This window comes from Halobacterium zhouii, assembly GCF_021249405.1.
Classification (GTDB): Archaea; Halobacteriota; Halobacteria; order Halobacteriales; family Halobacteriaceae; genus Halobacterium; species Halobacterium zhouii.
Genome location: NZ_CP089593.1, coordinates 2218897 through 2245633 on the forward strand (window position 1 = coordinate 2218897; position 26737 = coordinate 2245633).

General features: G+C 66.7%; 31 protein-coding genes and 1 tRNA gene. 15 read left to right on the forward strand and 17 right to left on the reverse strand.

From position 1 onward, the window contains the following. Positions 1-200: 200 nt before the first annotated feature. Positions 201-1169, forward strand: coding sequence for a TIGR03557 family F420-dependent LLM class oxidoreductase (locus tag LT970_RS11680; RefSeq protein ID WP_232686651.1), 969 nt, complete (start codon positions 201-203; stop codon positions 1167-1169). Between the two features lie 38 nt (positions 1170-1207). Here the strand turns inward: LT970_RS11680 and LT970_RS11685 are convergent, their stop codons facing one another. Next, on the reverse strand, positions 1208-1531 hold the full coding sequence (locus LT970_RS11685) for a nuclear transport factor 2 family protein (RefSeq protein WP_232686652.1): 324 nt from the start codon (positions 1529-1531) through the stop codon (positions 1208-1210). 299 nt (positions 1532-1830) lie between these two features. On the opposite strand from LT970_RS11685, the gene LT970_RS11690 reads away from it, so the two are divergent. The 3 genes from LT970_RS11690 (at position 1831) to LT970_RS11700 (ending at position 3723) form a co-directional block, all read left to right on the forward strand. Continuing rightward, positions 1831-2331, forward strand: coding sequence for a DUF367 family protein (locus tag LT970_RS11690; RefSeq protein WP_232686653.1), 501 nt, complete (start codon positions 1831-1833; stop codon positions 2329-2331). A gap of 82 nt (positions 2332-2413) precedes the next feature. Further along, positions 2414-3328 carry a glycosyltransferase family 2 protein gene (locus LT970_RS11695; RefSeq protein ID WP_232686654.1) on the forward strand — a complete coding sequence of 305 codons (915 nt, stop codon included), beginning with the start codon at positions 2414-2416 and terminating at the stop codon, positions 3326-3328. A gap of 251 nt (positions 3329-3579) precedes the next feature. Then, entirely contained in the window at positions 3580-3723 is a 144-nt protein-coding gene (locus LT970_RS11700; RefSeq protein WP_232686655.1) for a 50S ribosomal protein L40e, read from the forward strand. 49 nt (positions 3724-3772) lie between these two features. Here LT970_RS11700 and LT970_RS11705 read toward each other — a convergent pair whose 3' ends face one another. Further along, positions 3773-4309 (reverse strand): GNAT family N-acetyltransferase, encoded by a 537-nt coding sequence (locus LT970_RS11705; protein ID WP_232686656.1) that lies wholly within the window; start codon positions 4307-4309, stop codon positions 3773-3775. A 62-nt stretch (positions 4310-4371) separates the two neighbouring features. Next, entirely contained in the window at positions 4372-4983 is a 612-nt protein-coding gene (locus LT970_RS11710) for an MBL fold metallo-hydrolase (protein WP_232686657.1), read from the reverse strand. A 74-nt stretch (positions 4984-5057) separates the two neighbouring features. Here LT970_RS11710 and LT970_RS11715 point away from each other — a divergent pair, with 74 nt between their 5' ends. The 3 genes from LT970_RS11715 (at position 5058) to LT970_RS11725 (ending at position 6494) form a co-directional block, all read left to right on the forward strand. Further along, complete coding sequence (locus tag LT970_RS11715) at positions 5058-5237, forward strand: DUF5786 family protein (protein ID WP_232686658.1); 180 nt, start codon at positions 5058-5060, stop codon at positions 5235-5237. A gap of 96 nt (positions 5238-5333) precedes the next feature. Continuing rightward, complete coding sequence (locus LT970_RS11720; protein WP_232686659.1) at positions 5334-5882, forward strand: endonuclease dU; 549 nt, start codon at positions 5334-5336, stop codon at positions 5880-5882. Between the two features lie 24 nt (positions 5883-5906). Next, a complete protein-coding gene (locus LT970_RS11725; RefSeq protein WP_232686660.1) occupies positions 5907-6494 on the forward strand; it encodes a uracil-DNA glycosylase in 588 nt (195 codons plus the stop codon). A 26-nt stretch (positions 6495-6520) separates the two neighbouring features. Here the strand turns inward: LT970_RS11725 and LT970_RS11730 are convergent, their stop codons facing one another. The 3 genes from LT970_RS11730 to LT970_RS11740 form a co-directional block, all read right to left on the reverse strand. After that, entirely contained in the window at positions 6521-7534 is a 1014-nt protein-coding gene (locus tag LT970_RS11730; protein WP_232686661.1) for a PhnE/PtxC family ABC transporter permease, read from the reverse strand. A gap of 2 nt (positions 7535-7536) precedes the next feature. Further along, the gene (gene phnC / locus LT970_RS11735; RefSeq protein WP_232686662.1) at positions 7537-8295 is read right to left on the reverse strand and encodes a phosphonate ABC transporter ATP-binding protein; all 759 of its coding nucleotides are present in this window, start codon (positions 8293-8295) and stop codon (positions 7537-7539) included. Positions 8296-8399: 104 nt separating this feature from the next. Further along, the gene (locus LT970_RS11740) at positions 8400-9365 is read right to left on the reverse strand and encodes a substrate-binding domain-containing protein (RefSeq protein WP_232686663.1); all 966 of its coding nucleotides are present in this window, start codon (positions 9363-9365) and stop codon (positions 8400-8402) included. 224 nt (positions 9366-9589) lie between these two features. On the opposite strand from LT970_RS11740, the gene hisH reads away from it, so the two are divergent. Continuing rightward, the gene (hisH, locus tag LT970_RS11745) at positions 9590-10246 is read left to right on the forward strand and encodes an imidazole glycerol phosphate synthase subunit HisH (RefSeq protein WP_232686664.1); all 657 of its coding nucleotides are present in this window, start codon (positions 9590-9592) and stop codon (positions 10244-10246) included. A gap of 82 nt (positions 10247-10328) precedes the next feature. Next, positions 10329-10781 (forward strand): GNAT family N-acetyltransferase, encoded by a 453-nt coding sequence (locus LT970_RS11750; RefSeq protein ID WP_232686665.1) that lies wholly within the window; start codon positions 10329-10331, stop codon positions 10779-10781. A 25-nt stretch (positions 10782-10806) separates the two neighbouring features. On the opposite strand, the gene LT970_RS11755 is transcribed toward LT970_RS11750, so the two are convergent. Beyond that, a complete protein-coding gene (locus LT970_RS11755; protein ID WP_232686666.1) occupies positions 10807-11004 on the reverse strand; it encodes a hypothetical protein in 198 nt (65 codons plus the stop codon). A 255-nt stretch (positions 11005-11259) separates the two neighbouring features. Next, positions 11260-11598 (reverse strand): hypothetical protein, encoded by a 339-nt coding sequence (locus tag LT970_RS11760; RefSeq protein ID WP_232686667.1) that lies wholly within the window; start codon positions 11596-11598, stop codon positions 11260-11262. A gap of 193 nt (positions 11599-11791) precedes the next feature. Here LT970_RS11760 and LT970_RS11765 point away from each other — a divergent pair, with 193 nt between their 5' ends. From LT970_RS11765 to LT970_RS11775, 3 genes are all read left to right on the forward strand, one after another. Next, positions 11792-12907: a tRNA (guanine(26)-N(2))-dimethyltransferase gene (locus tag LT970_RS11765; protein WP_232686668.1), complete on the forward strand. Its 1116-nt coding sequence runs from the start codon at positions 11792-11794 to the stop codon at positions 12905-12907. Between the two features lie 171 nt (positions 12908-13078). After that, complete coding sequence (locus LT970_RS11770) at positions 13079-14251, forward strand: YihY/virulence factor BrkB family protein (protein WP_232686669.1); 1173 nt, start codon at positions 13079-13081, stop codon at positions 14249-14251. After that, the gene (locus LT970_RS11775; protein ID WP_232686670.1) at positions 14248-15114 is read left to right on the forward strand and encodes a phosphatase PAP2 family protein; all 867 of its coding nucleotides are present in this window, start codon (positions 14248-14250) and stop codon (positions 15112-15114) included. The genes LT970_RS11770 and LT970_RS11775 overlap by 4 nt, the downstream gene beginning before the upstream one ends. Before the next feature lie 62 nt (positions 15115-15176). Here the strand turns inward: LT970_RS11775 and glnA are convergent, their stop codons facing one another. Continuing rightward, on the reverse strand, positions 15177-16544 hold the full coding sequence (glnA, locus tag LT970_RS11780) for a type I glutamate--ammonia ligase (RefSeq protein ID WP_232686671.1): 1368 nt from the start codon (positions 16542-16544) through the stop codon (positions 15177-15179). 124 nt (positions 16545-16668) lie between these two features. Here glnA and lrp point away from each other — a divergent pair, with 124 nt between their 5' ends. Then, positions 16669-17127 carry an HTH-type transcriptional regulator Lrp gene (gene lrp / locus LT970_RS11785; protein WP_232686672.1) on the forward strand — a complete coding sequence of 153 codons (459 nt, stop codon included), beginning with the start codon at positions 16669-16671 and terminating at the stop codon, positions 17125-17127. Positions 17128-17550: 423 nt separating this feature from the next. Here the strand turns inward: lrp and thsB are convergent, their stop codons facing one another. Beyond that, entirely contained in the window at positions 17551-19218 is a 1668-nt protein-coding gene (gene thsB / locus LT970_RS11790; RefSeq protein ID WP_349292214.1) for a thermosome subunit beta, read from the reverse strand. Positions 19219-19605: 387 nt separating this feature from the next. Here thsB and LT970_RS11795 point away from each other — a divergent pair, with 387 nt between their 5' ends. Next, a complete protein-coding gene (locus tag LT970_RS11795; RefSeq protein WP_232686673.1) occupies positions 19606-19845 on the forward strand; it encodes a DUF8593 domain-containing protein in 240 nt (79 codons plus the stop codon). On the opposite strand, the gene LT970_RS11800 is transcribed toward LT970_RS11795, so the two are convergent. From LT970_RS11800 to ilvA, 5 genes are all read right to left on the reverse strand, one after another. Continuing rightward, positions 19842-20123 (reverse strand): hypothetical protein, encoded by a 282-nt coding sequence (locus tag LT970_RS11800; RefSeq protein WP_232686674.1) that lies wholly within the window; start codon positions 20121-20123, stop codon positions 19842-19844. The two genes, LT970_RS11795 and LT970_RS11800, sit on opposite strands and share 4 nt — an antisense overlap. Before the next feature lie 368 nt (positions 20124-20491). Further along, positions 20492-20573: transfer RNA gene (locus LT970_RS11805), tRNA-Ser, on the reverse strand. A 46-nt stretch (positions 20574-20619) separates the two neighbouring features. Then, the gene (locus tag LT970_RS11810; RefSeq protein ID WP_232686675.1) at positions 20620-20826 is read right to left on the reverse strand and encodes a DUF7981 family protein; all 207 of its coding nucleotides are present in this window, start codon (positions 20824-20826) and stop codon (positions 20620-20622) included. A gap of 2 nt (positions 20827-20828) precedes the next feature. After that, positions 20829-21212 carry a Rid family detoxifying hydrolase gene (locus LT970_RS11815; protein WP_232686676.1) on the reverse strand — a complete coding sequence of 128 codons (384 nt, stop codon included), beginning with the start codon at positions 21210-21212 and terminating at the stop codon, positions 20829-20831. A gap of 52 nt (positions 21213-21264) precedes the next feature. Continuing rightward, the gene (gene ilvA / locus LT970_RS11820) at positions 21265-22494 is read right to left on the reverse strand and encodes a threonine ammonia-lyase (protein ID WP_232686677.1); all 1230 of its coding nucleotides are present in this window, start codon (positions 22492-22494) and stop codon (positions 21265-21267) included. Positions 22495-23003: 509 nt separating this feature from the next. On the opposite strand from ilvA, the gene LT970_RS11825 reads away from it, so the two are divergent. Further along, a complete protein-coding gene (locus LT970_RS11825; RefSeq protein ID WP_349292265.1) occupies positions 23004-24317 on the forward strand; it encodes an MATE family efflux transporter in 1314 nt (437 codons plus the stop codon). Positions 24318-24320: 3 nt separating this feature from the next. Here the strand turns inward: LT970_RS11825 and LT970_RS11830 are convergent, their stop codons facing one another. Next, the gene (locus tag LT970_RS11830; RefSeq protein ID WP_232686679.1) at positions 24321-25301 is read right to left on the reverse strand and encodes an ABC transporter permease; all 981 of its coding nucleotides are present in this window, start codon (positions 25299-25301) and stop codon (positions 24321-24323) included. Then, the gene (locus tag LT970_RS11835; protein ID WP_232686680.1) at positions 25301-26485 is read right to left on the reverse strand and encodes an ABC transporter permease; all 1185 of its coding nucleotides are present in this window, start codon (positions 26483-26485) and stop codon (positions 25301-25303) included. Before LT970_RS11835 ends, LT970_RS11830 begins: the two co-directional genes overlap by 1 nt. Between the last annotated feature and the right edge of the window lie 252 nt (positions 26486-26737).

A 26737-nucleotide genomic window follows, 5' to 3' on the forward strand; every position in this document is an offset into this window, starting at 1 on the left:
CGGAGTGAACCGTGAGCGACCGGAGGGAACGAGTGAAGACGCTCGGAATGCGAGCGGCGAACGTAGTGAGCCGTGAGCAGCGAGGCCGCTGACGACGTCAGGCTGCGCTGCACGCGAGTAGTTGGAAAGTACGCTTTTGCGGGTTCGTGTCGATTTTCGAACCTATGCCCCAGAACGGACAGTTCGGGAGGTGGCGCTGAATGGTGGAACTCGGCTACACGCTCTCCAGCGAGGAACATCCGCCGAACGACCTGGTCGAACACGCGACGCGCGCCGAGGACGCGGGGTTCGACTTCCTCTCGATTTCGGACCACTTCCACCCGTGGACGAGCCAGCAGGGCAACAGCCCGTTCGTCTGGTCGACGCTCGGCGGCGTCGCCCACGCCACCGACGACATTCCGGTCGGCATCGGCGTGACCTGTCCGATCATGCGCTACCATCCGACCATCGTCGCGCAGGCGACGGCGACCGTCGCCGCGATGCTGGACGGCCGATTCGTGTTCGGCGTTGGTACCGGCGAGTTGCTCAACGAACACGTCGTCGGCGAGCACTGGCCCGAGCACGCGGTCCGCCTGGAGATGCTCGAGGAGTCCGTCGAAATCATCCGAAAACTGTGGACCGGCGACCAGGTGAGCCACCACGGCGAACACTACTCTGTGCAGAACGCGCGGCTGTTCACGCTCCCCGAGGAGACGCCGCCGATTCTCGTCTCGGCGTACGGCAAACGCTCCGCGCAGACCGCCGCCGACATCGGCGACGGCTTCTGGAGCGTCGGCCCGCAGGACACCGTCGACACCTGGGAGGACGCGGGCGGCGACGGCCCGCGCTACACCCAACTCCAGGTGTGCTACGCCGAGAGCGAGGACGAGGCCGTGGAGACAGCCTACGAGTGGTGGCCGAACTCCGCGCTCCCCGGCGAACTCAGCGCCCAGTTGCCGACGCCCGTCCACTTCGAGCAGGCCTGCCAGATGGTCGAGAAAGCGGACATCGCGGAGTCCAGCATCGTCACCAGCCCCGACCCCGAGGCCCACGTCGAGAGCATCCAAACGGCCGTCGACGCCGGCTACGACCACGTCTACGTCCACCAGATCGGTCCCGATCAGGAGGCGTGCTTCGAATTCTACGAGAACGAGGTGTTCCCCGCCGTCGAAAACGCAGACTTCGGGTGAGCGGAACGGCAGGCGAGCGGCCAGCGACAGGCGAGCAGTCAGTCCGCGAACGTCTGGATTCGCTCGATTCGCTCGTCGCCGACCTCGAACACGTCTACGAACGAGAACAGCGGGCCCTCGGGCGCGACCAGTCGGCCGCGCGCCGCGACCCCCTCGGCGCCGTCGTACATCGCGTCGACGACGTGCCGGGTGTCCTTCCGGGGGCGTTCCTCGCGCATGAACGAGACGAACGCCTCGCGACCCTCGTGGGTCATGTCCGGGCGGACCTGCACGAAGTCAGCAGCCAGCAGGTCGGCGAGTGCGTCGTAGTCGCCGTCGTCGATGGCGTCGTAGTAGGCCTGCGCGAGTCCGGCGGCGTCCATACCAGATAGTTGGGACGCCCGGACAAGAAACCGGTGGACGAATCGCCGATTGACCAACCGGTATCGAATTCAGAACTGACCAACCGACAGGGTGGGACTGAAAGGGGCGGCACGCTCGCGGGCGAAGCCCTCGTTCGGTCGGGAGCCACTATCGACGACCGGAGGGAGTCGATATGCTCCCGAGCGGACGCGAGCGTGCCGGGGCTTTCTACGCGGTAGCAGCGGTAGAACGACCAGAATCGACGAACGCGACATCAGTCGAGCGAGGCGCTTTTACCCCGCAGCGAGCAATTCACACTGTGGACCTCCACGTCCGGTACGAGGGCGACGACGACCCGAAGAAGTGCACGGCCCGGAAGCTGGCGCGCTTCGACATGGCGACCCTCCACGAATCAGCGGGCGCAACGCCGTACGGCGTCGTGTTGAACCCGCACGCGGAGCAGGCACTCTCGCCCGCGGACGCCGACGCCTCGAAGGTCGTCGCCCTCGACTGTTCGTGGGAGACGGCGGGGCGCGCGATGTTCGAGATGGGCGGCGACCACCGCGCGCTGCCGTTCCTCGTCGCCGCGAACCCCGTGAACTACGGGAAGCCGTTCCAGCTCAACACCGTGGAGGCGTTCGCCGGCGCGCTCTGCATTCTCGGGGAGCGCGAACACGCCGAGGACATCCTCTCGAAGTTCCGCTGGGGGCACACCTTCCTCGAACTGAACGAGGAGCCATTGCGCCGGTACAGCGAGTGTGCGGACTCCAGCGAAGTCGTCGAGGTCCAACAGGAGTATCTGGACGCCGGCGAGGAGTAGGTCGGCCGATCTCCCGGAACGGACGTGGTGGGCGATTGACGTTTCAGGCATCTTTTTCAATCGCTTCGGAGTAGCGCCGCGTATGAGCCCCCCGCCAACGAGCGTTCTCCTCCCGACGACGAGGTGGACTCCGGCCTGCGACGAGGTGGCGGCCCAACTGGCCGAAGACGACGAACTGCTCGTCGTCTGCGACGCCGAGACGGACCCCGTCGCCGACCACGTGCGCGACCAGCCGGAGAACGTCCGACTCGTCGTCGCCGGGGAGCCGTCGGGTTGTTCCGGGAAGGCGAACGCTATCGCTGCGGGGATGGACGCGGCCCGCCACGACCGCGTCGCGTGGACCGACGACGACTTCCGCCACCCGCCGGACTGGCTGGCGGGACTCCACGCCGACTACGAGCGACACGGCCCCGTGTCGGAGCTGCCGGCGTTCGTGGGACGCGACCCACTCTCGATGCTTCTGGAACCCGTCTACGTGCTCGGCGGAACCGCGTCCGTGTACGCCGGCGACATGGTGTGGGGTGGCGCCGTGCTGTTCGAGCGCGACGACCTCGAGGTCGACGCCTTCCTCGCGGACCTGCGACGGACCGTCAGCGACGACGGTCTGCTCTCGGAGCACCTGGACGCGACTGCAGTCCGCCGGACGCGCCGGGTCGAAATCGGCGGGACGGTCCGTGAGTCACTGGAACGCCACGTCCGGTTCACGAAGATCGCGTACGCCCACGACCCGGTCGGCATGTCCGTGAGCAGCGTCGGAATCACGGGTCTCGTTACCGCCAGCCTGCTCGTGCCGGTGTACGCGTTCGTCGTCGCTGCGCTCCTGTTCGCGGGGTGTTACGCGGCGTTCGGAATTCGGCGATGGACGGCGGTGCTCGGGTACCCAGCGCTGCTCGCGTCGGTGCCGTTGCTGGCGTACGCGTACGCCCGCCGGACGTTCGTGTGGGGTGGCCGGCGGTACCGCTGGCGGAGCAAGTTCGACGTCGAACTCGTTGAGTGACGCAGTCGACGCCGCGCAGTCGACGCGCGCCACAACGTGGTTCTCACTTGCTCACTTCGTTTGCTCACGGTTCACTTCGTTCACCGGAAGCGCTTCGCGCTTCCGAGCCCTCGGTCGCTTCGCTCCCGTGGACACCGTTCGCGTTTTCGTCGTTCTCACTCGCTACACTCGTTCCGAACGACGCTATCGCTCGTTCCGAACCACGCGCTCGTTCCGAATCGCTTAAACGCGCCCCGGGCGAAGCGGGGGACATGACTCAGAGTATCGAGGACCGACTCCTCGGCAAGATGGTCTGTATGCGGTGTAACGCCCGCAACGCCCAGGAAGCGACGGAGTGCCGCAAGTGCGGCTACAAGAACCTCCGCCCGAAGGCCAAGGAGACCCGCTCGGCGTAACGTTCGCGAGTACTCGCTTTTCCGCGATGTCAGTCCGGAGAGCGGTCGCTCAATTCTCGGCGAACCACTCGTCTTCGAGCACGGCGTAGAAGTGGACGTCCACGTACTCGCCGTCCATGAACTGGGCCTCCTCGTGGACGGCCTCGTGACGGAAGCCGAGTTTCTCCCAGACGCGCCGCGAGCCCTCGTTCCCGTCGAAGACGCGCGCGACGACGCGGTGCTTGCGGAGTTCGCGGAACGCGTAGTCCGTGATGAGGCGCCCCGCCTCGGTGCCGTAGCCGTTCCCCCAGTGCTCCTCGGCGACGTAGATGCCGATTTCGGCCTTGCCGTCCGGGTGTTCGACGGGGCCGATGCCGACGTTCCCGACGGATTCCTCGCCGTCGCAGATGACGAAGTCCGCGTGCTCGTCGCCACTCGCGTGCTCCTCGAACCACTCCTGTTCCTGCTCGCCGTTGATGGGCGTGCGCATCCCGAGCGTCGTTCTGACGGCGGGGTCGTTGATGGTCGTCTGGAAGAACTCGACGTCCTCCTCTTCGACGGTGCGCAGCGTTACGCCGTCGCCGGCGAGAAATGCGGGACCGGGCATACTCGAAACAGGCGGCGGCGAGCGCTTAACTCTTTCAGGCCCGCGTTATCGCCCCACAACCGCTATTCGTCGGGATACTTCGGCTCGCGGCGCTCCGCTCGCGCCAAGGCGCGCTCGACGATGCTCCCCACGTCTCCCTCGTAGACGCCGCCGTGTCCCGAGTACATTTCCGCGACCGATTCAGGCAGCCGGGCGAGGAGTTCCCGGATGCTCTCGACGAGGCGCTCGCGGGACTGCCCGGCCATGTCGGTGCGGCCGAAACTCCCGTCGTCGAACGCGCCGTCGTCGTGGACCACGACGTCCCCCGAGAATAGCGCCGTCTCCGAGACGAAGGAGACGTGGTCGTCGGCGTGCCCGGGCGTGAACACCACCTCGAACGCCTCGCTCCCGATGGTCACGTGGTCACCGTCCGCGAGTTCGTTGGTGCGGAGCGGGTGTTCGGCGTACGCGTACACGTCCGGGTCGAAGGCCTCGACGACGGCCTCGAGTTGCTGGACGTGGTCGCCGTGCTGGTGCGTGAGCACCACCTGATCGAGTTCGTCGGTGTGTTCGCGGATCTCGTCGACGACGCCGTCGTACGCGCCCGCGTCCACGAGCGTCGGACTGTCGCCGAGCGTGAGAAATGCGTTGCAAGTGAACGTCTCCGCGTCCGCCGTGACGACGTGCACGTCCATGCGTCCGTGGACGCGCGCCACCGCCTTAAACCGGCACGGAACTTTAGTGGCCGTCTCCCGTATGGATAGAGTACATGGGCTTCGGAAGCTACGACGAATCCGAACAGGAGCGGCAGTCTGTAGACTCCGAGAACATCAACACGGACGAGAACGTCGACACCGAAGAACACGAACACGACGGCGACGTGAACTACAATATCGGCGCGTCGAACGACGAACTCTTAGACCGCCTGCAGGACATCAAAGAGGACTGACGCCGTGTCGCCGCCCCAGCGCCGACGAACGGGGCGACGGTCGGTGACGCCAACAGGACGACGAGTAGTGGCGCGAACGAAGCGACGGGTGGTGACGTGAAGTCCGGCACCCGCGCGCTCGGCGTCGCGGAGTCCTACGCGCACGACGCCGACCGCTCGACGCTCGCGGGTGCGGTCGTTCGCGCCGACCGCGTGGTCGACGGCTTTTCCTTCGACTCGTGTACCGTCGGCGGCAGCGACGCGACCGACGCCGTCTGCGCGCTCTACAACGCGCTCGACCGCGAGGACGTCAGATACGTGCTCGTCTCGGGCATCGCGCCCGCGTGGTTCAGCGTCCTCGACCTGCACGAGATACACGAGCGCGTCGAGCGCCCCGTTCTCTCGGTCTCCTTCGAGGAGAGCCCCGGACTCGAGGACGCCATCGAGCGGGAGTTCGAGGGCGAGGCGAGGAAAGAGCGACTCGCGGTCTACGAACAGCAGCCAGCGCGCACCCCCGTCGAGGTGAACGGCGAGCGCGTGTTCGTGCGGAACGTCGGCTGCGAGAACCCGCTGGAAGTCACGCGAGCGTTCACGCCAGAAGGCGGGCGGCCCGAACCGCTGCGGGTGGCGAGGCTGGCAGCGCGCGCCGGCGACGACTACGCTTAACAGCGCGGGCGTGGACACTCCGGCATGGATCAGATGGAGGGACTCGAGGTGGTCGAGTGCACGAAGTGCCCGGAACTCGTGGAGTCGCGCTCCCAGATCGTGAACGGCGACGGCCCCGAGGACGCGGACGTGCTGTTCGTCGGGGAAGCCCCAGGCAAGAACGAGGACGAGGAGGGGAAACCGTTCGTCGGGCGGAGCGGCAGCGTCCTTGACTCGGAACTCGAAGCGGTCGGCCTCTCGCGGGCGGACATTCGCATCACGAACTGCGTGCGGTGCCGTCCGCCGGAGAACCGCGACCCCTCGAAAGAGGAACTGGCGAACTGCCGGGGCTACCTCGAGCACGAGATCGACCTCGTCGACCCCGACGTCGTCGTGACGCTCGGAAAGGTGCCCGGCGAACATCTCTTAGAGCGGGACGTCGCGGTGACCAAGGAGTCGGGGAGCGTCGAGCGCGTCGAACTCGGCGGCGACGAGCGGAACGTCCTCGTCTGCCTCCACCCGGCGGCGACGCTGTACGACCGAAGTCAGGAGGAAGCGTTCGAGGAGACGATAGCGAAAGCGGCGATGATGGCGGGCGTCGAAGGCGGTCAGTCCCAGTTAGAGGACTACTAGGGGACGAGCAGGGACGTCGGCGGGTGTTAGACGCGTTCGGTGTCGGTGCCGAGCCACTTGCTCGAGTCGAACAGGTCGCTGATGGAGTCCACGAGGGACTTCCCCTCGTTCTCGCCGGGTCGGAGTCGAGCGCGCACCCGCGAGGAGACGAGTTCGACGCTGATGACGATGAGCATCACCACGATGAGGCCGGCGGCGGCCTGCGCGTAGGCGTCAGCGCTCCCGAACTGGAGTTTCAGCTTGATGTACTGGCCGAGACCGCCCGCGCCGACGACGCCCAGCGAGATGGCGATGCGGGTGTTGATCTCGAGGACGTACAGCGTCCACGCGATGAACGACGTCGACACCTGGCTCAGCATACCGAAGATGACCGTCTGCGCTCGCGCGGCGCCGGTCGAACTGATAGCCTCGATGGGGCCGTCGTCGATCTCCTCGAGTTCGTCCGTGAACAGGCGACCGAGGTTACCGATGGTGTCCGTGGCGATGGCGATGATGGCGGACTTCTCGGAGATGCCGAACAGCGCGATGTAGATGAACACCCACACCAGCGCGGGCACCGACCGGATGGCCGACATCGTGCCGCGGAAGATGAAGTTGAACGGGAACGGCGTGACGCGCTCGGACCCGAGCACGCCGAAGACCAGCGCGAGCGGGAAGCCGAGGACGGTCCCCGTGAACCCGACGATGATAGTGGTGATGGCCGCGGGGATGAGAATGCTCCCGCTTCGCTCGACCGCCATCGCGGCCTCGAGGATGGTGCTCGGATGCATGAGCGTCCACCAGATGGCCCGCAGGCCGCCGACACCCTCGCGTTGCGTGGCGAGCGTGAGGTCGACGAAACTCGGAGCGAAGAAGCGAACGACGCTGTTGAGCCAGATGGGGAACTGGCGCACGAACTCCGCGAGCGTGAACCCGACGTACCACATCCCCAGGCCGGTGAGTCCGAGGACAAACAGCAGACCCAGAGCGCCGAGAATACGGCGGATTCGCTGTTTCTGCTCGATCCGGTCTTTCACTTGTTGGATGTTGCTTGTCGCCATTGTTAGCTCTCCGCGAGATGTTCGACGCCGGTCTCGCCGCCGTCCTCGCCGTAGTAGATGCGGTCGACGACGTCCATCGTGAGGTCCTCCTTCTCGCCGTCGAAGACGACTTCGCCGTCGCGGAGGCCAATGAATCGCTCACCGAACTCGCGCGCGATGTTGACCTGGTGGAGCGAGACGATGGAGGTGAGGTCGCGCTCGTCCGCGGCCACCTTCAGGTAGCGCATCACCTCCTGCGCTGCCTTGGGGTCGAGGCTCGCGACCGGTTCGTCCGCGAGCAGGAGTTCGGGGTTCTGAGTGAGCGCTCGCGCGATGCCGACGCGCTGTTGCTGGCCGCCGGACATCGAGCCCGCGCGCTGGTCGGCTTCATCCAGCAGACCGACCGTGTCGAGGGCATTCAGGGCCATCTCCTTGTCCTCCTCCGTGTAGTTCGTGAGCACGCTGTCGACGGTCTCGGTCCGACTGAGCGCGCCCGTGAGGGAGTTCCGGTACGCGCTCATCGACTCGACCAGATAGTGCATCTGGAACACCATCGCGACGTCCGAACGCGTCCCAGTCACTTCCTCGTCGCCGATGGACAGCGTCCCCTCGGTCGGCGCGGTGAGGCCATTCAGAATCCGGAGAAGCGTGGACTTGCCGGCGCCGGACGGTCCGAGCAGGACGACAAACTCCCCGTCGGGTATCTCGAACGAAACGTCGTTCAGCGCCACCGTGTTCTCGCCGTAGATTTTGGTGACGTCCGCTGCGGTTACTGTCGCCATTCTCTGGGTCTATCCGAGAGATAAAACTGCTATGGCCAAAGTGTTGTGCTTTCTCGCCGGCAGTAGTTCGGTGTTTTGCCGGCGTACTCGCGCTCCGACGGCGATTACTCGGAGGACGTGCCGCTCTTGAAGACGTCCTGACCGTAGCCGAGTTCGTTCGCCACGTCGATGACGGGCTGGTAGGTCTCGACGCCGCGCTTGCGCACGCCGCTGAACCAGAGGTCGTCGTCGGGGTTGTCGGACTTCTTGTCGGTGTCCTCCTTGCCGTCGGCGCCGTAGTACATCGACTGGGGCGCCTCGGTGAACGCCGTCGCGATGTTGTCCTTCTCCTCGTCGGAGAGCTTCGGGCTGACGATTATCGGTGCGCGCGGAATACCGTCCGTGGCCTCGACCTCCCGGAGCCCCTTCGCGTATCCGTCCGGCTGGTCGCCGGAGGCGATGAAGTAGCCGACGCCCGCCGCGTCGGCCTGGCCGGTGTTGAGCGCCTCGATGGCGCTGGCGTGGGTCGACCACTGCGGGGTGAAGTTCGCGCCCGCCTCGCTGCCCGGCGAGTTCGGAATCGAGATGCCCGCCTTCTTCATCATGTACAGGGGGTACAGCGACCCGGACGCGGAGAGCGGGTCAGCGAACGCCACGGTCTTGCCCTTGAGGTCCGAGGTCTTCTGGATGTCTGAGTCCTCCTTGGTGACGATGACGGACTTGTACGTCCACCCGCCGTAGGCCTTCCGCTGGAGGATGATGTCGGCCTTGTTCGTCTTCACGCCGAGGGCCGCCGCGAACGGGCCAGTCTCCGCGACGTCCGCGGTGCCGGAGTTCATCGCGTTGAGGGTCGCGGAGTAGTCTGCGGCGTAGTCGATGGTGACCTTGTCGACGGAGTCGACGTAGCTGTTCAGCCGCTTCTTGACCGGCGAGTACTGTGCCCGCATCTGGTCCTGGGGCTCGGTGGGCGACATGAGGAACTGCATCGTGCCGTCCACGTACGGCTGGCTGCCGAACTGTCCGATGCAACCGGCGCTCATGCCGGCTACGCCCGTCGCACCCGCCACTTTGAGGAACTTCCGTCGGTCCATGGGAATCCAATTGGAAATTCGATAGACAAGTAAAAAACCTTTCTATACTCTGCATAGACGTGTACACATACCACCGGTGGTGAGGGTAGTGATACATAAACAGCGGTAGTCCGGGACGGGAGAGGGGTGTCCGGAAACGTGAAGGAAAACAGCCGGGGACGCAGATGGAAACGGCCGGGGCGTGGAAGGAAAACGACTTGCGCAGTCACGCCCTACCCACGTCTATGAGCACGACCGCCACCGACCAGACGGCGGCGTCCGTCGTCGTCGTGGACTACGGGCTTGGGAATCTCCGCAGCGTCACTCGCGGCCTCGAACGCGCCGGCGCGAGCGTCAGCGTCTCCGACGACCCAGGCGCGCTCGACGACGCCGACGGCATCGTCCTGCCGGGCGTCGGCGCGTTCGGCGACGGCATGGAGAACGCCGGCCCGTTCCGTAACGCGCTCACGGACGCTGCAAACGAGGGGCGGCCCCTCTTCGGCATCTGTCTCGGGATGCAGATGCTGCTCACGTCCAGCGAGGAGGCCGACCGCGAGGGACAGGGCGACGTCGAGGGACTCGGCCTGATTCCCGGCCGGAACGTCCGCTTCCGCGGCGACGTGAAGGTCCCGCACATGGGCTGGAACGACCTCGACGTCGTTCGCGACCACCCGCTGGTCGAGGGAGTGAATGGAGAGTACGCGTACTTCGTGCACTCGTACTACGCCGAACCCGACGACAGCGGTCACGTCGTCACCGAAACGGACTACGGCGTCACCTTCCCGTCCATCGTCGCGAACGACGCCGGCAACGTCTTCGGCACCCAGTTCCACCCCGAGAAGTCCGGCGAGACCGGTCTCGAGATCCTCCGGAACTTCGTGGACATCTGCGCCACCCAGTAGTCGACCGCGCTCCCATCGCTCCTTCGCGACCGACTCGCACACCCCGCGAACGCTTTTCCCGCTCTCGGGCCGACGCAACCGCATGACCACGGTCGAGTACGGCGCGACCGCCGAGGAACTGTGCGCGCTCTACCGCGAGTACGACTGGTGGAGCGACCGCGACGAGGCCGACGTGCGCCGGTCGCTCCGGCACACGGACGAGACGGTGCTCCTGCGCGAGAGTGACGCCAGCGACGCCGAGAATGGTTCGGTCCACCCGGTCGCCGCCGCTCGCGTGCTGACGGACTACACGTTCTACGCGATGGTGTACGACGTGATTGTCACTGAGGACCGCCGCGGTGAGGGCGTCGGCGAAGAGTTGATGGCCGCCGTCCGCGACCACCCCCGGTTGCAGGATGTGAACCCCTCGCTGCTCGCGCGCGAGGGTCTCGTCCCGTTCTACGAGGACTGCGGCTTCGAGGTGATGGACGAGAACATCGAACACCCGGACGGCGACCCGGAGTCGCTGTCGTGGCTGGTGCACTCCCGAGAGTGAGCAGCAAATGCGGTCACGGGGTGTCTCAGCCGCGGTGTCGGGCGAACGCGACGCTCCCGACGACGAGCACCACGACCAGCACGGGGATGTGCCACTCGTTCGACACCGCTGCCGGCGCCGCGAACGACCCGACGAGCGCGACGAGGCCGATCGCGAACGCGATATGCTCGTCGGTCGAGGACAGGACGCCGTGGGGAATCCCGAACACCCCTCTCGGTTGCATACCCGGGCGTCAGACCCACAACGCCAAAAGAACACCGTGGAGCGGCGCGCTCCGCTAGCTACACAACCGGCAGCACCAGCGTCCGCGAGCGAGCGGCTTGAAAAACCCGAGCGAAGCGGTTCACCGAACGCGAACACAGTGAGCGTTCGGGCCGACGACCAAGGGGAGTGAGCGAAGCGAACGAACCGAGGGAGGAGTGCTTTTGGCGGAGCTTTTGCCGAGCGCTGGCGAAGCCAGCGCGCAACGCAAAAGCTCCTAGATGAAGTCCCGGACGTCGCTGTAGAACATGTCGTGGTGGTCGACTTCGCCGACGCGTTCGGCGATGTCGACGGCGATGGCGTGCCAGCAGTGTTCCTCGGGCGCGAGGTTGTACTGGCTGTCGTGGCAGTTACAGCCGCCGTCCTCGATAATGTACTCGTCCTCGTGGCCGACGACGACGGTGAAGTCGTTGTACTGTTTGACGCGGCCTTCGCTGGCGGCTTCGATGGCTCGCTGGCCGCGGTCGCCGTGTTCGGCGAGCAGCGACTCGACGATGTCCGGGGTGAGATCCCCGGTGTCCGCGAGCGCTGGCCGCCAGTCGTCGGCCTCGGGCACGCGTACACCTTGCGACTGCTGTGCAAAGTAGCGTTCGGTCGCTAGTAGTGTGCTCGTGGGGTGGTACGCCATTGCTGTTCGAATCCTCAATTGGCCCGAGGTTGGCTCGTCTGCGTATCCTCAGCGGTGGTACAGTGATTTCCTCTAGCCCCGTATCCCGGGGTTTATCTCGCGTCCAGAACTAGCCCAGACCATGGACGTGACGGAGGGCGGCGTCACCGTAGAGGTGCCCGAGGAGTCGGGCGGCGGTGAAGGCGCGGCGTCGGGCGTGTTCTTCAATCCGACGCAGGAGTTGAACCGGGACGTGACGGTGGCAGCGCTAGCGGCGTACCGGGAGCGCGAGCCACGCGCCGAGTCCTACCTCGACGCGATGGCGGCGTCGGGAATTCGCGGGGCACGAGCGGCGGCGAACGGGTGGGACGCGACGCTCGCGGACCTGGACGCCGACGCGGTCGAGTTGGCGCGAGAGAACCTCGCGCGCAACACCCTGGACGGTGAGGTGGTCGAGCGGGACGCGAACAGCCTGCTACACGACCACGACCGGGTGTTCGACGTGGTCGACATCGACCCGTTCGGGTCGCCGATACCGTTCGCGGACGCGGCGTTCGCGAACGCCCGGAATCTGGTCTGCGTGACGGCGACGGACACCGCGCCGCTGTGTGGCGCGCACTTCGAGTCCGGGGTGCGGAAGTACTCCGCGGTCCCGCGGAACACGGAGTACCACGCGGAGATGGGACTGCGGGTGTTGTTGTCGGCGCTCGCGCGGACGGCGGCGCGCTACGACGTGGGCGTAACGCCGATTCTGAGCCACGTAAGCGACCACTATGTGCGAACGTATCTCGACCTCTCGCACCGCGCGACTGACGCAAACGAAGCCGTAGAGGAACTCGGCTACGTCTACCACTGCCAGCAGTGTCTGCACCGCGAGCACGAGTACGGCCTGCTCGCGGACGCGCCGGAGACGTGCGCGCACTGCGGCGGCCCGCAGGTCCTCACGGCGGGGCCGCTCTGGCTCGGGCCGGCCCACGACCGGGAGTTCGTCGCCGCGGTGCACGAACAGATACCGGACGACGCCGGGTCCGCGAAGCGCGCACGGAAGCTCCTGAGGACTATCGAGGGCGAACTCCACGAGCCGACACATTTCGACCAGCATCGCGTCTACAAGCAGCTATCGGAGCCCGCCATCGGGATGGACGAGTTCCTGGCGCAGTTGCGGGACGCCGGCCTCGCTGCGACCCGGACGCACTTCGGTGGCACGACGTTCAAGACGGACGGGACGCTTGCGGACGTCGAGGACGCGATAGCGTAGTGCGGCGCGTCACGCGATAGAGAGTCCACCGTGACATGCGGTAGCGTGCGGGCAGTGATGCGCGGTAGTGTAGCGGACGGTGGTGGGCGGTAGCGTGGGGACAATGATGCGCGGTAGCGTGGTTCCGGTTCGGCGACCGAATTTATACCATCTCACGTCGAAGTCGGGTCCGTGACACGAATCGGGTCCGCGGTCGGCGTGGCGAGGAGCGTACTCGCGGCGGCGCGCGACGAACAGATCACGTTCCTGTCGGCCGCCGTCGCGTACTACGCGTTCGTCTCCATCGTCCCACTGTTGTTGCTCGGCGTCGCCATCGGCACGGCCGTCGGCGGGCCGGAACTCGCGGACGCCGTCGTCGGCTACCTCGACCAGTTCCTGACGGCGAGCGGGCGGGACGCGATACGGGACGCGTTGACGAACGCGAGGGGTCGAACCGGCGCCACGGTCGTGAGTATCGCACTGCTGACGTGGTCGGGGTTGAAGCTGTTCCGGGGGCTCGACGTCGCGTTCTCGCAGATATACGGCGTCCGGTCCGCGGAGTCGCTGCCCCGCCAGCTGGCCGACGCGCTGGTCGTCCTGCTCGCCGTTCCGCTGGCGTTGGCGGCGTCGCTCGTCGTCGGCATCGTGGTTCCCGTTCTCGGACCTGGTCCGCTCGCGAACGCCGCGAGCATCGGGACGCTGCTGGTGACGCTCACGCTCGTCTTCCTCCCGATGTACTACGTCTTCCCGGACCTCCCGATGACAGTCAGCGCGGCGCTCCCGGGGGCGATGTTCGCGGCCGTCGGATGGACGGTGCTCTCCCAGGCGTTCCGGGTGTACGCGGCGACCGTCGGCAGTTTCGAAGTGTACGGGCTGCTCGGTGCGGCGCTGTTGCTGGTGACGTGGCTCTACTTCAGCGGCATCGTTATCACGCTCGGTGCAATACTCAACGCTGTGTTGGCGGGACGAGACGACGAGGACGCCGACGAGACGCGCCCGGCGCCACCGACGGAAGCACCGGACGTCGCGGAACTCGGCGCCGAGGTCAGGGCGCTCCGCGAGGAACTGGACGCCAAGACGGTGAGCAAGAACGAACTGGAGGGCGAGTTGAAGCAGTACGTCCGCAGACGCATCCGTAGCGGGAAGGCCCGCGGCTGGGGGCCGTATCTCGTGTTGCTCTACGGAACCGCTATGACCATCGGGGCGTTCGCCTACCTCGGCGGTGGGTGGGCGATCCTCGGGATGGTCGTCGTGTGGCTCTCGACGCTCGGCCTCTACACGCTGATGGTGCTGTTCGGACTGGGCATGAACGCCGTGGGGCTGCCAGGTCGCGTGGCCGACCGCGTTCGCTCGTGGCGCTCATGAGCGTGCCGGGGGCCGCCGCAAGCGACCGTGGCCTCGACGTGACCAGAGCCATCGCCGGCGCGATGCCGGAGAGCGTGGTGCCCCTGCTGCTGGCGTTGACGTTCCTCGGCGGCACGTTCTTCCTCGTGTCCGTCGGCCCCGCGGTCTACTGGTTCGGGCCGACTCGGAACTGGCTGTCGCGCCGCGACGGCGCGCGGTTGCTCGCCGTGACGCTCGGCGCGCTCGCGCTCGTCGTCGCCGCGAAGTCGTTCTTCTCGCTGCCGCGTCCGCCCGAGACGGTGATGCTGATTCCCGAGGAGGGCAACGGCTTCCCGAGCGGCCACGCGACGGGAGCAACCGTGTTCTACGGAGCGCTCGCGGCGCTCACCGGTCTGTGGTCGAGGGCGCGTCGCTGGGCGGTCGCGGTCGCGTTCATCCTGCTCGTCGGGTTCACGCGCCTCGCGCTGGGCGTCCACTATCTCGTCGACGTGCTCGCGGGGTTCGCCGTCGGCGCGGTGTTCCTCGCCGCCGCGCTCGCGCTCACCAAGCGCCGCGTCGACTACGGGTTCGCGCTCGCCGCCGCCATCGCGCTCGCCGGGTTCGTTGTCGCTGGACCGACCGAGGACGCGGTCGGCGCGCTCGCGGCGACGTTCGGCGCGCTCGCCGGGTGGGAGATCGTCGGCCGTCGGGAGGCCCTCGAGGCCCACGTTCACCCGGTCGCCGGCGCGGTCGCGCTCGCGGCGCTCGGCGGCGCGGCCGCGTTCACGCTGGCGACGGACGCCGCCGTTCCGGTCGTCGCCGCCGTCCACGTCGTGGCGGGCGCGTCCTTCGTCGCGCTGCCCGCGATACAGGACCACTGGCGGGGCGAAGCGGTGTCGGTTTGACGCGAGAAAGAAGAGTGCTCCTGGTCTGATGCGAGAAGAAGCGTGGTCGGCCGGAGTGCCGTTCAGAACGTCTCGAGGTAGCGCTCCTCCTCCCACTCCGAGACGGACGCCTTGTACTCCCCGAACTCCTGGCGCTTGGCCTCGACGAACTTCTCGGCGACGTGTTCGCCGAGCGCGTCCGACACCACCTCGTCGTTTTCGAGCGCGGTGACGGCCTCGCCGAGACTGCCGGGGAGCGTGTCGATGCCGTACTCCGCGCGCTTGGCCTCGTCGAACTCGTAGATGTCCTCACGGACCGAACTCCCGGGGTCGACGCTGCGCTCGATGCCGTCGAGGCCGGACGCGATGACCGCGGCGAGCGCGAGGTACGGGTTACACGAGGGGTCCGGAGACCGAATCTCGAAGCGCGCGGAAACGCCCGCGGCGTCGGGCACGCGGATGAGCGCGGAGCGGTTCACGTCGCTCCACGCGATGTAGACGGGCGCCTCGTAGCCGGGGACGAGGCGCTTGTAGGAGTTCACCGTCGGGTTCGTGACGGCGGTGAACGCGGGCGCGTGTTCGAGGACGCCCCCCATGAACTGGTAGGCGGTCTCGGAGAGGTTGAACTCGTCGCCGTCGTCGGCGAACGCGTTGTTCCCGTCCTCGTCGAACAGCGAGATGTGGCTGTGCATGCCCGACCCGTTGATCTCGCCGATGGGTTTGGGCATGAACGTCGCGTGGATGTCGTTCTGTTCGGCGACGGCGCGCACGACCGCGCGGAACGTCGCGATGTTGTCCGCGGCAGTGAGCGCGTCGTCGTATTTGAAGTTAATCTCGTGTTGGCCGTCGGCGACCTCGTGGTGGCTGGCCTCGATCTCGAAGCCCATGTCCTCGAGCGTGAAGATGATCTCGCGGCGGATGTCGCTCGCGAGGTCCTTCGGCGCGAGGTCGAAATAACCGCCCGTGTCGTGGGGGCGCGTAGTGGCGTTGCCGTCCTCGTCCTTCTCGAACAGGAAGAACTCGGGTTCCGGGCCGATGCTCACCGTGTACCCCATCTCTGCCGCCTGGTCGAGGACGGATTTGAGGACCTGGCGCGGGCCGCCGTCGAACGCGTTGCCTTCGCGGTCGACGACGTCACAGATGAGTCGTGCGCTGCCGCCCTCGCCGTTCGAGCGCCACGGCAGCACCGCGAACGTGTCGGGGTCGGGGTCGAGGCGCATGTCCGACTCCTGAATGCGGACGAACCCCTCGATGCTGGAGCCGTCGAAGTAGATTCCCTCGGTAAACGCCTTCTTCGCCTGGTGTGCGGGGATAGAGACGTTCTTCACCGTACCGAGGATGTCGGTGAACTGGAGTCGCAGGAAGTCGATGTTCTGTTCCTCGATGTCGTCGAGTACCGCCTGCTCGCTCGGAGTGAGACCGCCGTCCGAATCTGGGTTTCCGTTCGTCATCTGTTGGGACGAGAGGTAAGACGACATCCAATTATAAATGGTTGCTGCTTGCCGCAATCATCCATACTCCGACTATAACTGGACGTTCGTAAACTTCTATACGAAGGAGATGGAACGGGGAGGTGTGACCTACGAGAACCTCGACGCGAAACTCGTGAACGAACTGCTCGGCGACGGACGCGCCAGCCTCCGCAGCCTCGCGGAAGACTTAGACGTCTCCGTCACCACCGTCTCGAATCACCTGAACGACCTCGAGGAGGAGGGCATCATCGACGGCTACTCGCCGGTCGTCGACTACGACGCTGCGGGCTACGACGTCACGGCCATCGTCCAGTTGAAGGTCGACGGCGGCGCCCTCCCCGACATCACGGACCGCCTGCACGGCCACAAGCAGATGATCTCCGTCTACGAGGTGACCGGCGACTACGACGTCATCGCGGTCGGGAAGTTCCGAGACACCGACGACATGAACACGCTCATCAAGGAACTGCTCGCTGACGTCGACATCAACGAGTCCAATACGAGTGTTGTGCTCGCCGCGCCCGTCGAGAACGAGCAGTTCGAACTCGAAGTCGAGCAGTGACGCGCGTCCACGGCCACCAGACCACTGTGTAGCGCCACCGCTATCCGAACGCTGTTCTCGAAAGAAATCGCACGTTGGTAAGCGAGCGGTGCGAGAATCGGCAAACTGCAAAGCCGCCAGGCTAGCGTCCGCGACCCGAGCGGGCCGAAGGCCCCGGAAGGGTCGCGGTTCACAGCGCGCGAAGCGCGCTGGCCGGCGACCGAACGGAGTCGTTCGAAAGAGCGCGCACGCTCTTTCGTGATGACGAGAGACGCCTCCGGCGTCTCTCGAACCACGAAGCGTAGTGAGCGGAGGAGTGCTTTTAGTGGAGGTTTTGCCGAGCGACGGCGCGCGAAGCGCGCCGAGCGCAGGGCAAAACGTCCTACATCGGCTACGTCAGAGCAGGGCTCTGACGGCCCATGGAAAGCAGGCGATCGCCTACTTTCACATGGCGCCGCCCATGCCGCCCATGCCGCCCATGCCGCCCGCGCCGCCGGGTCCGCCCTGGTCGTCGCCCTTGTCCGTGGAGAGGTCGCCGGCGGAGATGATGTCGTCGATTTTGAGCACGAGGTTCGCGGCTTCACTGGCACTCGTGACGGCCTGTTCTTTGGCGTGTGCGGGTTCGACGACGCCAGCCTCGAAGGTGTCCACGACGTCGTTGGTGTGGACGTTCAGGCCGGCGCGCTGGTCGCCGTCCTCGTGCGCAGAGCGCAGGTCGACGAGGGTGTCGATGGAGTCGAGGCCGGCGTTCTCGGCGAGGACGCGCGGGACGAGTTCGAGGGCGTCCGCGTAGGCCTCGACGGCGAGCTGTTCGCGGCCAGAGACGGAGTCCGCGTAGTTGCGGAGGCGGTCCGCGAGTTCGACTTCGATGGCGCCGCCGCCGGGGAGGACGCGGCCGTCCGAGAGCGTCTGTGCGGCGACGTCGAGGGCGTCGGTGACGCCGCGTTCGAGTTCGTCGACGACGTGGTCCGTGGAGCCACGCAGGAGAATGGTGACGCCGTGGGCGTCGTCGGCGTCGCCCTCGACGTAGAACAGTTCGTCCTCCTCGTCGCGGGTGACGCTACCGTAGCCGAGGTCGGCCTCGGTGGCGGCGTCGAGGTCCGTGACGATGGACGTGTCGAGAACGTTCTTCAGGAACTCGATGTCGGACTTCTTGGTGCGGCGAACCGCCAGAATGCCCTCCTTGGCGAGGTAGTGCTGGGCCATGTCGTCGATGCCCTTCTGGCAGAAGACGACGTTGGCCCCGGTGTCGACGATCTGCTGGACCTTCTCCTTGAGCTGCGCTTCCTCCTGGTCGAGGAAGGACTGGAGCTGGTCGGGGCTGTCGATGTTGACGGAGGTGTCGGCTTCGGCTTCCTCGACTTCGACGGCCTCGTTGAGGAGGAGGACCTTCGCGTCCTCGACGCTCGAAGGCATGTTGTCGTGGACGGGGTCCTTGTCGATGGCGACGCCGTTGAGGAGTTCGGATTCGCTGGCGGCGCGGCCGGTCTGGGTCTCGATGTTGATGTTCTCGGCGTCCACGACGATGTCGTCGTCGACGGTCTCGACGGAGACCTGCTTGATGGCGTCGTAGATGATGCCCGAGAGGAGTTCCTTGTCGAGTTCCGCGCCCTTGCCGGTCATGGAGGTCTCGGCGACGTTACGGATGAGTTCCTCGTCGTCGGGGTCGACGTCGATGGCGACGTTGTCGACTTCCTCGCGGGCCTGCTCGGCGGCGAGGTTGTACCCCTTGATGATGGCGGTGGGGTGGATGTCGCGCTCGAGGAGGTCCTCGGCGTTCTTGAGGAGTTCGCCCGCGATGGCGACAGCCGTGGTCGTGCCGTCGCCAGCCTCGTCTTCCTGGGTCTCGGCGACCTCGACGATCATTTCGGCCGTCGGGTTGTCGATGTCCATCTCCTGAAGGATGGTGACGCCGTCGTTCGTGATGGTGACGTCGCCCATCGAGTCGACGAGCATCTTGTCCATGCCCTTCGGGCCGAGGGTGGAGCGCACGGCATCTGCGACCGCGCGAGCGGCCGAGATGTTGTGCTCCTGGGCGTCTTTGTCCTTTACGCGCTGTGCGTCGTCCCCCATGATAATCATGGGCTGTCCCTGCATACGCTGCTGCGACATGGCTACCCAACGATTGATTGTGCTTCTATATAAAGGTTTGCTCCAAGAGAGGAGTTACCGTGTGAAAGAGACACATAATTTTGCGAGTTTCGGGCGTGGCACGTCGGTACGCACCCAGCTACGGGATGTCGTGGCGACACCGAAGTTTGCTCGCGTGGCGGCGTTTAAGTTACCCGTCGGTGTTCAGGTGGTCCTCCGACGTTCGACTCCGATTCGACGACGTCGGCCACCACGTAATCGCCTACCACCTCTGCGATGCGGATGAGTGTGCGCTCGCCGAGTTCCACCGCCGGCAGGAGCCCGACGACTGCGGTCTGTGGCCACTAACGATGCGACCCACGATTTATGGCCACTAACGGTTTCAGTTCGTCGGACGCACGTAGCGGTATGGCCACGCTCACGACGGAGGACGAGGGGAAGTTCCTCGTCGACAGCGAGGGCGAACAGCTCGGCGTTATCACTGCCGTCGACGACGGCACCGCCTACGTCGAACCGGACCCCAGCATCCCAGAAGCGATCATCCAGGCATTCGGCTGGGGGGACGCAGACGCCGACGACCTCGAGGTTCCGCCGGCGGCCGTCGACACCGTCACCGACGAAGAGGTCCGCGTCAGCCGCGACCTCTAGCTGTACCCGAGCGCCTCGACCTCCGCCAGCGACCCGATGGGGCGGCGCTCGTCGCCCCGCAACTCGTCCACGATGGGTTCGAGCCAGCCGTGGGCCCACTGGGTCTCGATGCGGAACGACCGCTCCCCGTCGGCCTCCCGCACCGTCACGAGGACGCGGTCGTCCTCCACGACCTTCTCGTTCGAGAACCCCACAATCTCCTCTTCACAGACGCGCAGACGCACCGCCTCGAGCATCCCCAAGTCGGTCAGCGTCTCCACGGTTGCTTCTTCTGCCATATCCGCCCCCAATTCGTACAGGGGTTTGAGTACAAGGTAGCTAATCAGGCAGTAACGGCTTTTTTCCACCGGTAAAGAGGGGCTACCTAGAGGTAACGGCAGATGTTGCGGTGGCGGTGGAGGAGTACGAGGCGGCGAGCGCGATGCTGTGCAGTCGCGGAGCAGTGCGGTTGCGGTGCTGTGCAGTGCTAGCGGAGGCGGAGGCGGAGGCGGAGGCGGAGGCGGAGGCGGAGGCGGAGCACCAGCATTCGCGTGGCTTCGCCGCGCGATTCACTCGCACGAACGAAGTGAGTGCGAGGAAGTTTTTAGCGTAGCTTTTTGCGAGGCGAGGTTCGCGCACAGCGCGAACCCGCCGAAGTAAAAAGGTACGCCGGGACAGGGATTTGAACCCTGAACCCCGTAAGGGGACACGCTTTCCAGGCGTGCGCTTTGCCATTCGGCCATCCCGGCTTGTCTGGTCGTACCCGCGTGGTGCGTTTAAACCCTTCTCTTCGGGTCAGGGGAGGCGGTCGGCGGCGTGGTACGTGACGGCGGTCGTGCCGAGCGCGACGACGATGGCGACGCCGAGCAGCGGGAGGAAGCCGACACTGGGTCCGTCGAGGAGCCGGGCGGCTTGCGCGAGCACGAGAAAGGAGAGCGCGCCGACGAGTCCCCAGAGCGCGCTCGCTTTCGTTCGGTGTGAGACAGTCCCGCGTGCGGGCATCCTCAGTCGCGGTTCGCGGCGATGACCTCGATCTCGACGCCGACACCTTTCGGGAGGTTCGCGACCTCGACGGCGGAGCGTGCGGGCGGGTTGTCCTGGAAGTACTCGCTGTACGCGTCGTTCATCTCGTCGAAGTCGTCCATGTCGTCCATGAACACGGAGACCTTGAGGACGTCCTGCATGGTGAGGCCGGCCTCCTCGAGGATGGCTTTGACGTTCTCGAGGCTCTGGCGGGTCTGGGTGGCGATTGCTTCGTCGTCGAGAAGTTCGCCGTCGGCCGTCATCGGGATCTGGCCGGCGGTGTAGACGGTGTCGCCGTCGGTGGTTGCCTGGCTGTACGCGCCCACTGCGGCGGGGGCGTCGGGGGTCTCGATGATGCGCTTCATGACCGAGCGGACTCGGCCCGCGGACTTAAAGCCGCCGTCCGGTGGCGGCGCGCTACTGGTACTGGCGGGGGCCGTTCAGCACGGTGACCTCGAACCCCTCCTCGCGGATTCGTTCGAGGAGGCGGTCGACGTGGTCGGCGTCGTGGGTTTCGAGGTCGAGTTCCACCTCGGTGGCGTTCATCGCGATGTCGCGGTTCGTGCGGTCGTGCTGGATGGCGTAGATGTTCGCGCGCTCCTCCGCGACGACGTCGAGGAGGTGGTTGAGCGCGCCCGGGCGGTCCTTCAGGACGGTGCGGACCTTGACGTAGCGGCCCTGGTCGACGAGGCCGCGCATGATGACGGTGCTGAGGAGGTTGAGGTCGATGTTGCCGCCGGAGAGGACGGGTGCGACGACCTCGTCGGTCTCGTAGTCGAACTTGCCTTCGAGGAGCGCGGCGAGCGGGACCGCGCCGGCGCCCTCGGCGAGTGTCTTCCCGCGCTCGAGTAAGAGCACCACCGCGGTGGCGATCTCGTCGTCGGAGACCGTGACGACCTCGTCGACGCGCTCCTGGACGACCGGGAACGTCTGTTCGCCGACTTTCCGCACGGCGATGCCGTCCGCGATGGTGTCCACGGAGTCGACGGCCGTCGGTTGGCCCTTCTCGAGTGCTCCTGCCACGGAGGACGCGCCCTCGGCCTGCACGCCGACGACGCGGATATCGGGATCGTGGGCCTTCACCGCGGTCGCGATGCCGGAGATGAGGCCGCCGCCGCCGATGGGGACCACGACGGTGTCGACTTCCGGGAGTGTGTCGGTGATCTCGAGGCCGATGGTACCCTGCCCCGCCATGATGTACTCGTCGTCGAACGCGTGGACGTACGTCCGCCCTTCCTCCGCCTCGAGGTGGTGGGCGAACTCCTGGGCTTCGTCGTAGTCGACGCCGCGGAGGACGACCTCGGCGCCGTAACTCTGGGTCGCCTTGCGCTTCGAGATGGGCGCGGTCTCGGGCATCACGACTTTGGCGTCGACGTCGGATCGACTCGCGGCGAGCGCGACGCCCTGGGCGTGGTTGCCGGCGGACGCGGTGACGACGCCTGCGGCCTGTTCCTCGTCGGTGAGCGTGCGAATGCGGTTGGTCGCGCCGCGGATCTTGAACGACCCGGTGCGCTGGAAGCATTCGTGTTTGAGGTGGACCTCCGCGCCCGTCATGGCCGAGAACGTGTTCGAGTAGTCGAGCGGTGTGTGCCGAGCGACGTCGTCGACGCGGTCGCGGGCGGCGAGAACGTCGTCGAGTTGGAGCATGCTCGCGGATAGGTGGCTGGTGGTGTTAACGCTTGATACTGCCGGAGAACAGCGACGCCTCGCCGAGCACCGGCGGCCGTTCGGCGGACCGGAGTCCGACGATTCGGTCGACGGACCGACGGCTGCTCGGGTACGAACACTCCCAAGAAACGGCCAAGGGAGCGTGTGACAGTTGCGAATACACACCCCGTGGACATAAAACCGAGCAAAGCGTGGTGAAAGTGAAACTGGCCGGCTGGGCAGGGCGGGTAGGGGGAACGGGGTGAAGCGAGGCGGGCGGGGCAGGGTGGAGCGGAGCGGGCTGGCGCAGAGTAGAACGGAGCGGGCTGGCGCGGAGTAGAACGGAGCAGGCTGGCGCGGAGTGGAGTAGGGCGAGGTGGGCTGGGGCGGAGCGAGGTGAGGCGGGCTGCCGGAACCGAAACGCCCGTCCCCGGCCGCGATGAGTCTGAGGTGTGCGCTCTCGACTCCGGTCCGTCTGGCGACGGGTGTTCGCCCTCGCGTGGCCGGTGATGGCCGAACAGACCCTCCGCACGCTGATGCGGACGGTCGACGTGGTCGTCACCGCCGCCATCTCGCCCGCCGCAGTCGTCGCCGTCGGTATCGCGGACCTCTACGCGCGTTTCCCGCTGCGCGTCGGCCTCGGCCTCGGCGGCGGCGCCATCAGCCTCTCCAGTCAGGACACCGGCCGCGGCGCCGCCGGTACCCGAGACGAAGCCATCACGCAGGCCGTCCTCGTCGGCGCGCTCGCCGGCGTCCCGTTCGCCGCGTTCGGGCTGCTGTTCGGCCGGCCCGCCATCCGCCTGCTCGGCGCCGACCCCCACACCGTCGCCCTCGGCGCCACCTACCTCGGCGTCATTCTCGCCACCGCGCCCGCACGCCACGTCGCGCTCATCGCCGCTCGCGCGCTCCAAGGCACCGGCGACACCCGCACGCCGATGTACGTCAACGCCGTCGCGAACGTCGGGAACATTCTCGGCAGCGTCGGCCTCGGCCTCGGTTACTTCGGCCTCCCGGAGCTCGGCGTGTTCGGCGTCGGCGTCTCCACCGCCGGCGCGAACGTCTTCACCGCCAGCGCGCTCGTCGCCGCCACCGCGACGTCGTACACCGACGCCGGGTTCGCGCGCCCGCAGTCTATGGTCATCACCCGCCAACTGTTCGCGGTCAGCGCACCGAAGGTCGCCGAGGGGATGGTGTCGGCGCTCGCGGAGTTCCCGTTCAACGCGCTCCTGCTCGCGTTCGGCACGAGCGTGAACGCGGGCTTCCAGATCGGCCGACGCGCCTACCAGCAGGTCACCGGCCCACTCTCACGGGGGTACAGCGTCGCCGCGAACGTCGTCGTCGGGCAGGCGCTCGGCGAGGGCGACCCCGACCGCGCGCGTTTCGAGGGCTGGGCAGTCACAGCTCTCGGCCTCGCTACCGTCGGCGTCGTGGGCGTCCTGCTCGCGGCGTTCGCACGCCCGCTCGTTGCGCTCCTCGCGAGCGACCTCGACACCATCCGGTACGGCGTCTGGTTCGCCCGCGCGTACGGCCTGAGCGCGCCGTTTCTCGTGGTGTTCGTCGCACTCTCCGGTGCGCTCCAGGGCGCCAGCGAGACGCGCGTTCCGCTCGTCGCCCGCGCGTCCGCGCTGGGCTTGTTCCTGCTCGGGTTCTCCTACGTCACGGGCGTGCTCCTCGGCTGGGGCGTCACCGGCGCGTACTGGGGCGTCGCGCTCACGAACGTCTGGATGGCGCTCGTCGTTCTGGGGGGCTTTCACAGCGGCGACTGGGCGACCCGTGCCGCCGACATGATGGCCAAACGCGACCCGGATGCGGCGGGCGAGTGACGATCACTCCCCGATTTCCGGGTTGAGGACGCCGTAGAGGACGTCCTGGACGAAACTGAACGCGACACCGACGAGCGCGAGCACGGTCGTCGTCCCGACGAGCAGCGGGAGGTCTCGCGTGCGCACCGCTATCTGGACGAACGCCGCAATGCCGGGAACGTGGAAGACGGACTCCACGACGAACGTCCAGATGGCGAACACCGACATGAGTTCCGCGAACGACACCGAGAGCAGGGGGAGCGCGGCGTTCCGCACCGCGTGGCGGGCGTCCACGACGTCCGGGGCGCCCTTCGCGGCCAGCATCTTCGAGACGGGCGAGGACTGGTGTTCGAGCGCCGCGCTGCGCGCCTGTCGGAACAGCCCCGTGGCGAGGCCCACCGAGAGCACCGCCGCCGGGAGCACGTATCGGTAGCTGAGGTGGCGCCACGGCACCGTGTTCGGCCACCCGTACGCCCCGGCAATCCCCCAGTACACGGGCTGCAGGAACGGGCTGTTGTACGCGGTGAATGGTGGCCAGCACCGGCGGTCGATTCCCTGGTTCGTACACCAGATGGGGCCGGAGACCCAGTCGACGTGGCCCATCAACTGGAACGCGATCATGCTCCCCAGCACCATCGTCGGCACGCCGAGCAGCGCGTACGCGAACACGCGGACACCCGCGTCGACGTTGTCGGTGCCGTACGCCGCGATCAGTCCGCCAGCGATGCCGAGCGCGTACGTGAACAGGATGGCGGGGACGACGTACGCAAGCGTCCGCGGAATCGCCGCTGCGAGCACGTCACCGACCGGCCGGCCGAGCGACTCGGAGTACCCCCACTGGAACTGCAGGATGCCGACCACGTGCCCGAGGAACTGCTCGTAGAGTGGGGCCTCGACCGGGTGGAAGCGGTGGGTCGCGACGAGCAGGAACGTCACCGACACCGCGACGAACGCCGCGACGGCGCCGACGACTGCCCGGCGGACCGCGTACGTGAACAGCGACATCAGTTACCGCCCTCCTGGGGGTCGAGGACGTCCCGCAGCACGTCCCCGAAGACGTTGAACGCGATAACCGTCACCGCCAGCGTGGCGACGACGAACACGGTGACCCACCACCGCCGGTACCAGGGAACCGGGGTGGACGCGAGTCCTCGGAGCAACACCTCGCCGAGGGACCGGACATTGACCCGGTTCAGTTTGAGGTACGCGAGTGCGACCTGGATGAGGATGAGCACGGGTATCTGGCGCGTGAGCGCGGTGACGATGGTAGCCGTGGAGTTCGGCACGACGTGTCGCCGGACGACGTGGAGGTCGCTCGCGCCGGCGGCGCGCGCCGCCCGCACGTAGCCCGACGAGCGGCGCTTCAGCGTCTCGCTGCGCACGAGGCGCGCGATGCCGCCCCAGTCGAACAGTCCGAAGACGAGCGCGAGTGCGAACAGGCCCTTTCCGAGGTACAGCGTCGCCAGAATGATGTACAGCACGATGGCGGGGATGGCCTGCTGGACGTCGACGTACCCCATCAGCACGTCGTCGACCCACCCGCCGGCGTAGCCCGCGGTGGTGCCCACCGCGGTTGCCACGAGGACGAGGAGGACGGCCGTACTCAGGCCGAGTTTGAAGCCGATGTGCATCCCGTAGACGATGACTCGCACCATGTCCTCGCCGACCTTCGTGGTGCCGAGTGGGTACGCCAGGGTGCCGTGGCAGTACTCACCGACTACCCTGCCGACGCAGTTGTGCAGCGGGATGTTCTCCGCGTACACGCTCGTGAACGCCGGCGGTTGCATCTTCGCCGCGTAGTCGACGCGGGCCATCCCGAACACGTCCGGACCGACGAGACCGACCACGCCGAGCACGAGGAGGTAGCCGAAACTCGCCACGCCGAGGGGGTGTGAGAGGAACGCCCGGACGTACGTCGCGGTCCGGTCGCGGTCGAAGACCAGCGGGACGACGCCGTACCGGACCGTGACCATCGCCGCGACGAGGAACAGCCAGTCCATCCGCGTCGGGTTCCAGGTGCCGATGAGCGCGGTCGTGACGTACACGTGGTCGTACGCGAACAACGCGGCGACCGCGAGCAACGCCAGCCCGAAGCCGACGGTGCGAGGGCGCAGCGGAACTGTGCGACTCGACTCGTCGTCCCAGTCGATGGCGGTGAACCGGGGGACGTCGGTGTCGGTGGAGGGCATCTGTCCGAAATTCGTCTGCCAATCAGTGTCACGGACGATAAATGTATCGCAGGTACAACGTCTCGTGGCTCGGTCGCCCCGTTTTGCTGTCGTTCGAAAGAGCGCTACGCGCTCTTTCGTGGTGAGCGTGGGTCGTACTCCCTCGAAACCGCAGTCGCTCGGCGCTGACGCGCCTCGCTTCCTGGCAAAAATCTACGCCGAGAAAGTAAAACTCTCGAACGACTTCGTCGGTCGTCGACCCGAGCGCTTCGC

What these genes read in the sequence shown, in the direction of transcription:
- LT970_RS11680 (WP_232686651.1), top strand. Translation starts at nt 201, where the DNA reads ATGGTGGAACTCGGCTACACGCTCTCCAGCGAGGAACATCCGCCGAAC.
- LT970_RS11685 (WP_232686652.1), bottom strand. Translation starts at nt 1,531, where the DNA reads ATGGACGCCGCCGGACTCGCGCAGGCCTACTACGACGCCATCGACGAC.
- LT970_RS11695 (WP_232686654.1), top strand. Translation starts at nt 2,414, where the DNA reads ATGAGCCCCCCGCCAACGAGCGTTCTCCTCCCGACGACGAGGTGGACT.
- LT970_RS11700 (WP_232686655.1), top strand. Translation starts at nt 3,580, where the DNA reads ATGACTCAGAGTATCGAGGACCGACTCCTCGGCAAGATGGTCTGTATG.
- LT970_RS11705 (WP_232686656.1), bottom strand. Translation starts at nt 4,309, where the DNA reads ATGCCCGGTCCCGCATTTCTCGCCGGCGACGGCGTAACGCTGCGCACC.
- LT970_RS11710 (WP_232686657.1), bottom strand. Translation starts at nt 4,983, where the DNA reads ATGGACGTGCACGTCGTCACGGCGGACGCGGAGACGTTCACTTGCAAC.
- LT970_RS11715 (WP_232686658.1), top strand. Translation starts at nt 5,058, where the DNA reads ATGGGCTTCGGAAGCTACGACGAATCCGAACAGGAGCGGCAGTCTGTA.
- LT970_RS11725 (WP_232686660.1), top strand. Translation starts at nt 5,907, where the DNA reads ATGGATCAGATGGAGGGACTCGAGGTGGTCGAGTGCACGAAGTGCCCG.
- LT970_RS11730 (WP_232686661.1), bottom strand. Translation starts at nt 7,534, where the DNA reads ATGGCGACAAGCAACATCCAACAAGTGAAAGACCGGATCGAGCAGAAA.
- phnC (WP_232686662.1), bottom strand. Translation starts at nt 8,295, where the DNA reads ATGGCGACAGTAACCGCAGCGGACGTCACCAAAATCTACGGCGAGAAC.
- LT970_RS11740 (WP_232686663.1), bottom strand. Translation starts at nt 9,365, where the DNA reads ATGGACCGACGGAAGTTCCTCAAAGTGGCGGGTGCGACGGGCGTAGCC.
- hisH (WP_232686664.1), top strand. Translation starts at nt 9,590, where the DNA reads ATGAGCACGACCGCCACCGACCAGACGGCGGCGTCCGTCGTCGTCGTG.
- LT970_RS11750 (WP_232686665.1), top strand. Translation starts at nt 10,329, where the DNA reads ATGACCACGGTCGAGTACGGCGCGACCGCCGAGGAACTGTGCGCGCTC.
- LT970_RS11755 (WP_232686666.1), bottom strand. Translation starts at nt 11,004, where the DNA reads ATGCAACCGAGAGGGGTGTTCGGGATTCCCCACGGCGTCCTGTCCTCG.
- LT970_RS11765 (WP_232686668.1), top strand. Translation starts at nt 11,792, where the DNA reads ATGGACGTGACGGAGGGCGGCGTCACCGTAGAGGTGCCCGAGGAGTCG.
- LT970_RS11775 (WP_232686670.1), top strand. Translation starts at nt 14,248, where the DNA reads ATGAGCGTGCCGGGGGCCGCCGCAAGCGACCGTGGCCTCGACGTGACC.
- glnA (WP_232686671.1), bottom strand. Translation starts at nt 16,544, where the DNA reads ATGACGAACGGAAACCCAGATTCGGACGGCGGTCTCACTCCGAGCGAG.
- thsB (WP_349292214.1), bottom strand. Translation starts at nt 19,218, where the DNA reads ATGTCGCAGCAGCGTATGCAGGGACAGCCCATGATTATCATGGGGGAC.
- LT970_RS11795 (WP_232686673.1), top strand. Translation starts at nt 19,606, where the DNA reads ATGGCCACGCTCACGACGGAGGACGAGGGGAAGTTCCTCGTCGACAGC.
- LT970_RS11800 (WP_232686674.1), bottom strand. Translation starts at nt 20,123, where the DNA reads ATGGCAGAAGAAGCAACCGTGGAGACGCTGACCGACTTGGGGATGCTC.
- LT970_RS11810 (WP_232686675.1), bottom strand. Translation starts at nt 20,826, where the DNA reads ATGCCCGCACGCGGGACTGTCTCACACCGAACGAAAGCGAGCGCGCTC.
- LT970_RS11815 (WP_232686676.1), bottom strand. Translation starts at nt 21,212, where the DNA reads ATGAAGCGCATCATCGAGACCCCCGACGCCCCCGCCGCAGTGGGCGCG.
- ilvA (WP_232686677.1), bottom strand. Translation starts at nt 22,494, where the DNA reads ATGCTCCAACTCGACGACGTTCTCGCCGCCCGCGACCGCGTCGACGAC.
- LT970_RS11825 (WP_349292265.1), top strand. Translation starts at nt 23,004, where the DNA reads ATGGCCGAACAGACCCTCCGCACGCTGATGCGGACGGTCGACGTGGTC.
- LT970_RS11830 (WP_232686679.1), bottom strand. Translation starts at nt 25,301, where the DNA reads ATGTCGCTGTTCACGTACGCGGTCCGCCGGGCAGTCGTCGGCGCCGTC.
- LT970_RS11835 (WP_232686680.1), bottom strand. Translation starts at nt 26,485, where the DNA reads ATGCCCTCCACCGACACCGACGTCCCCCGGTTCACCGCCATCGACTGG.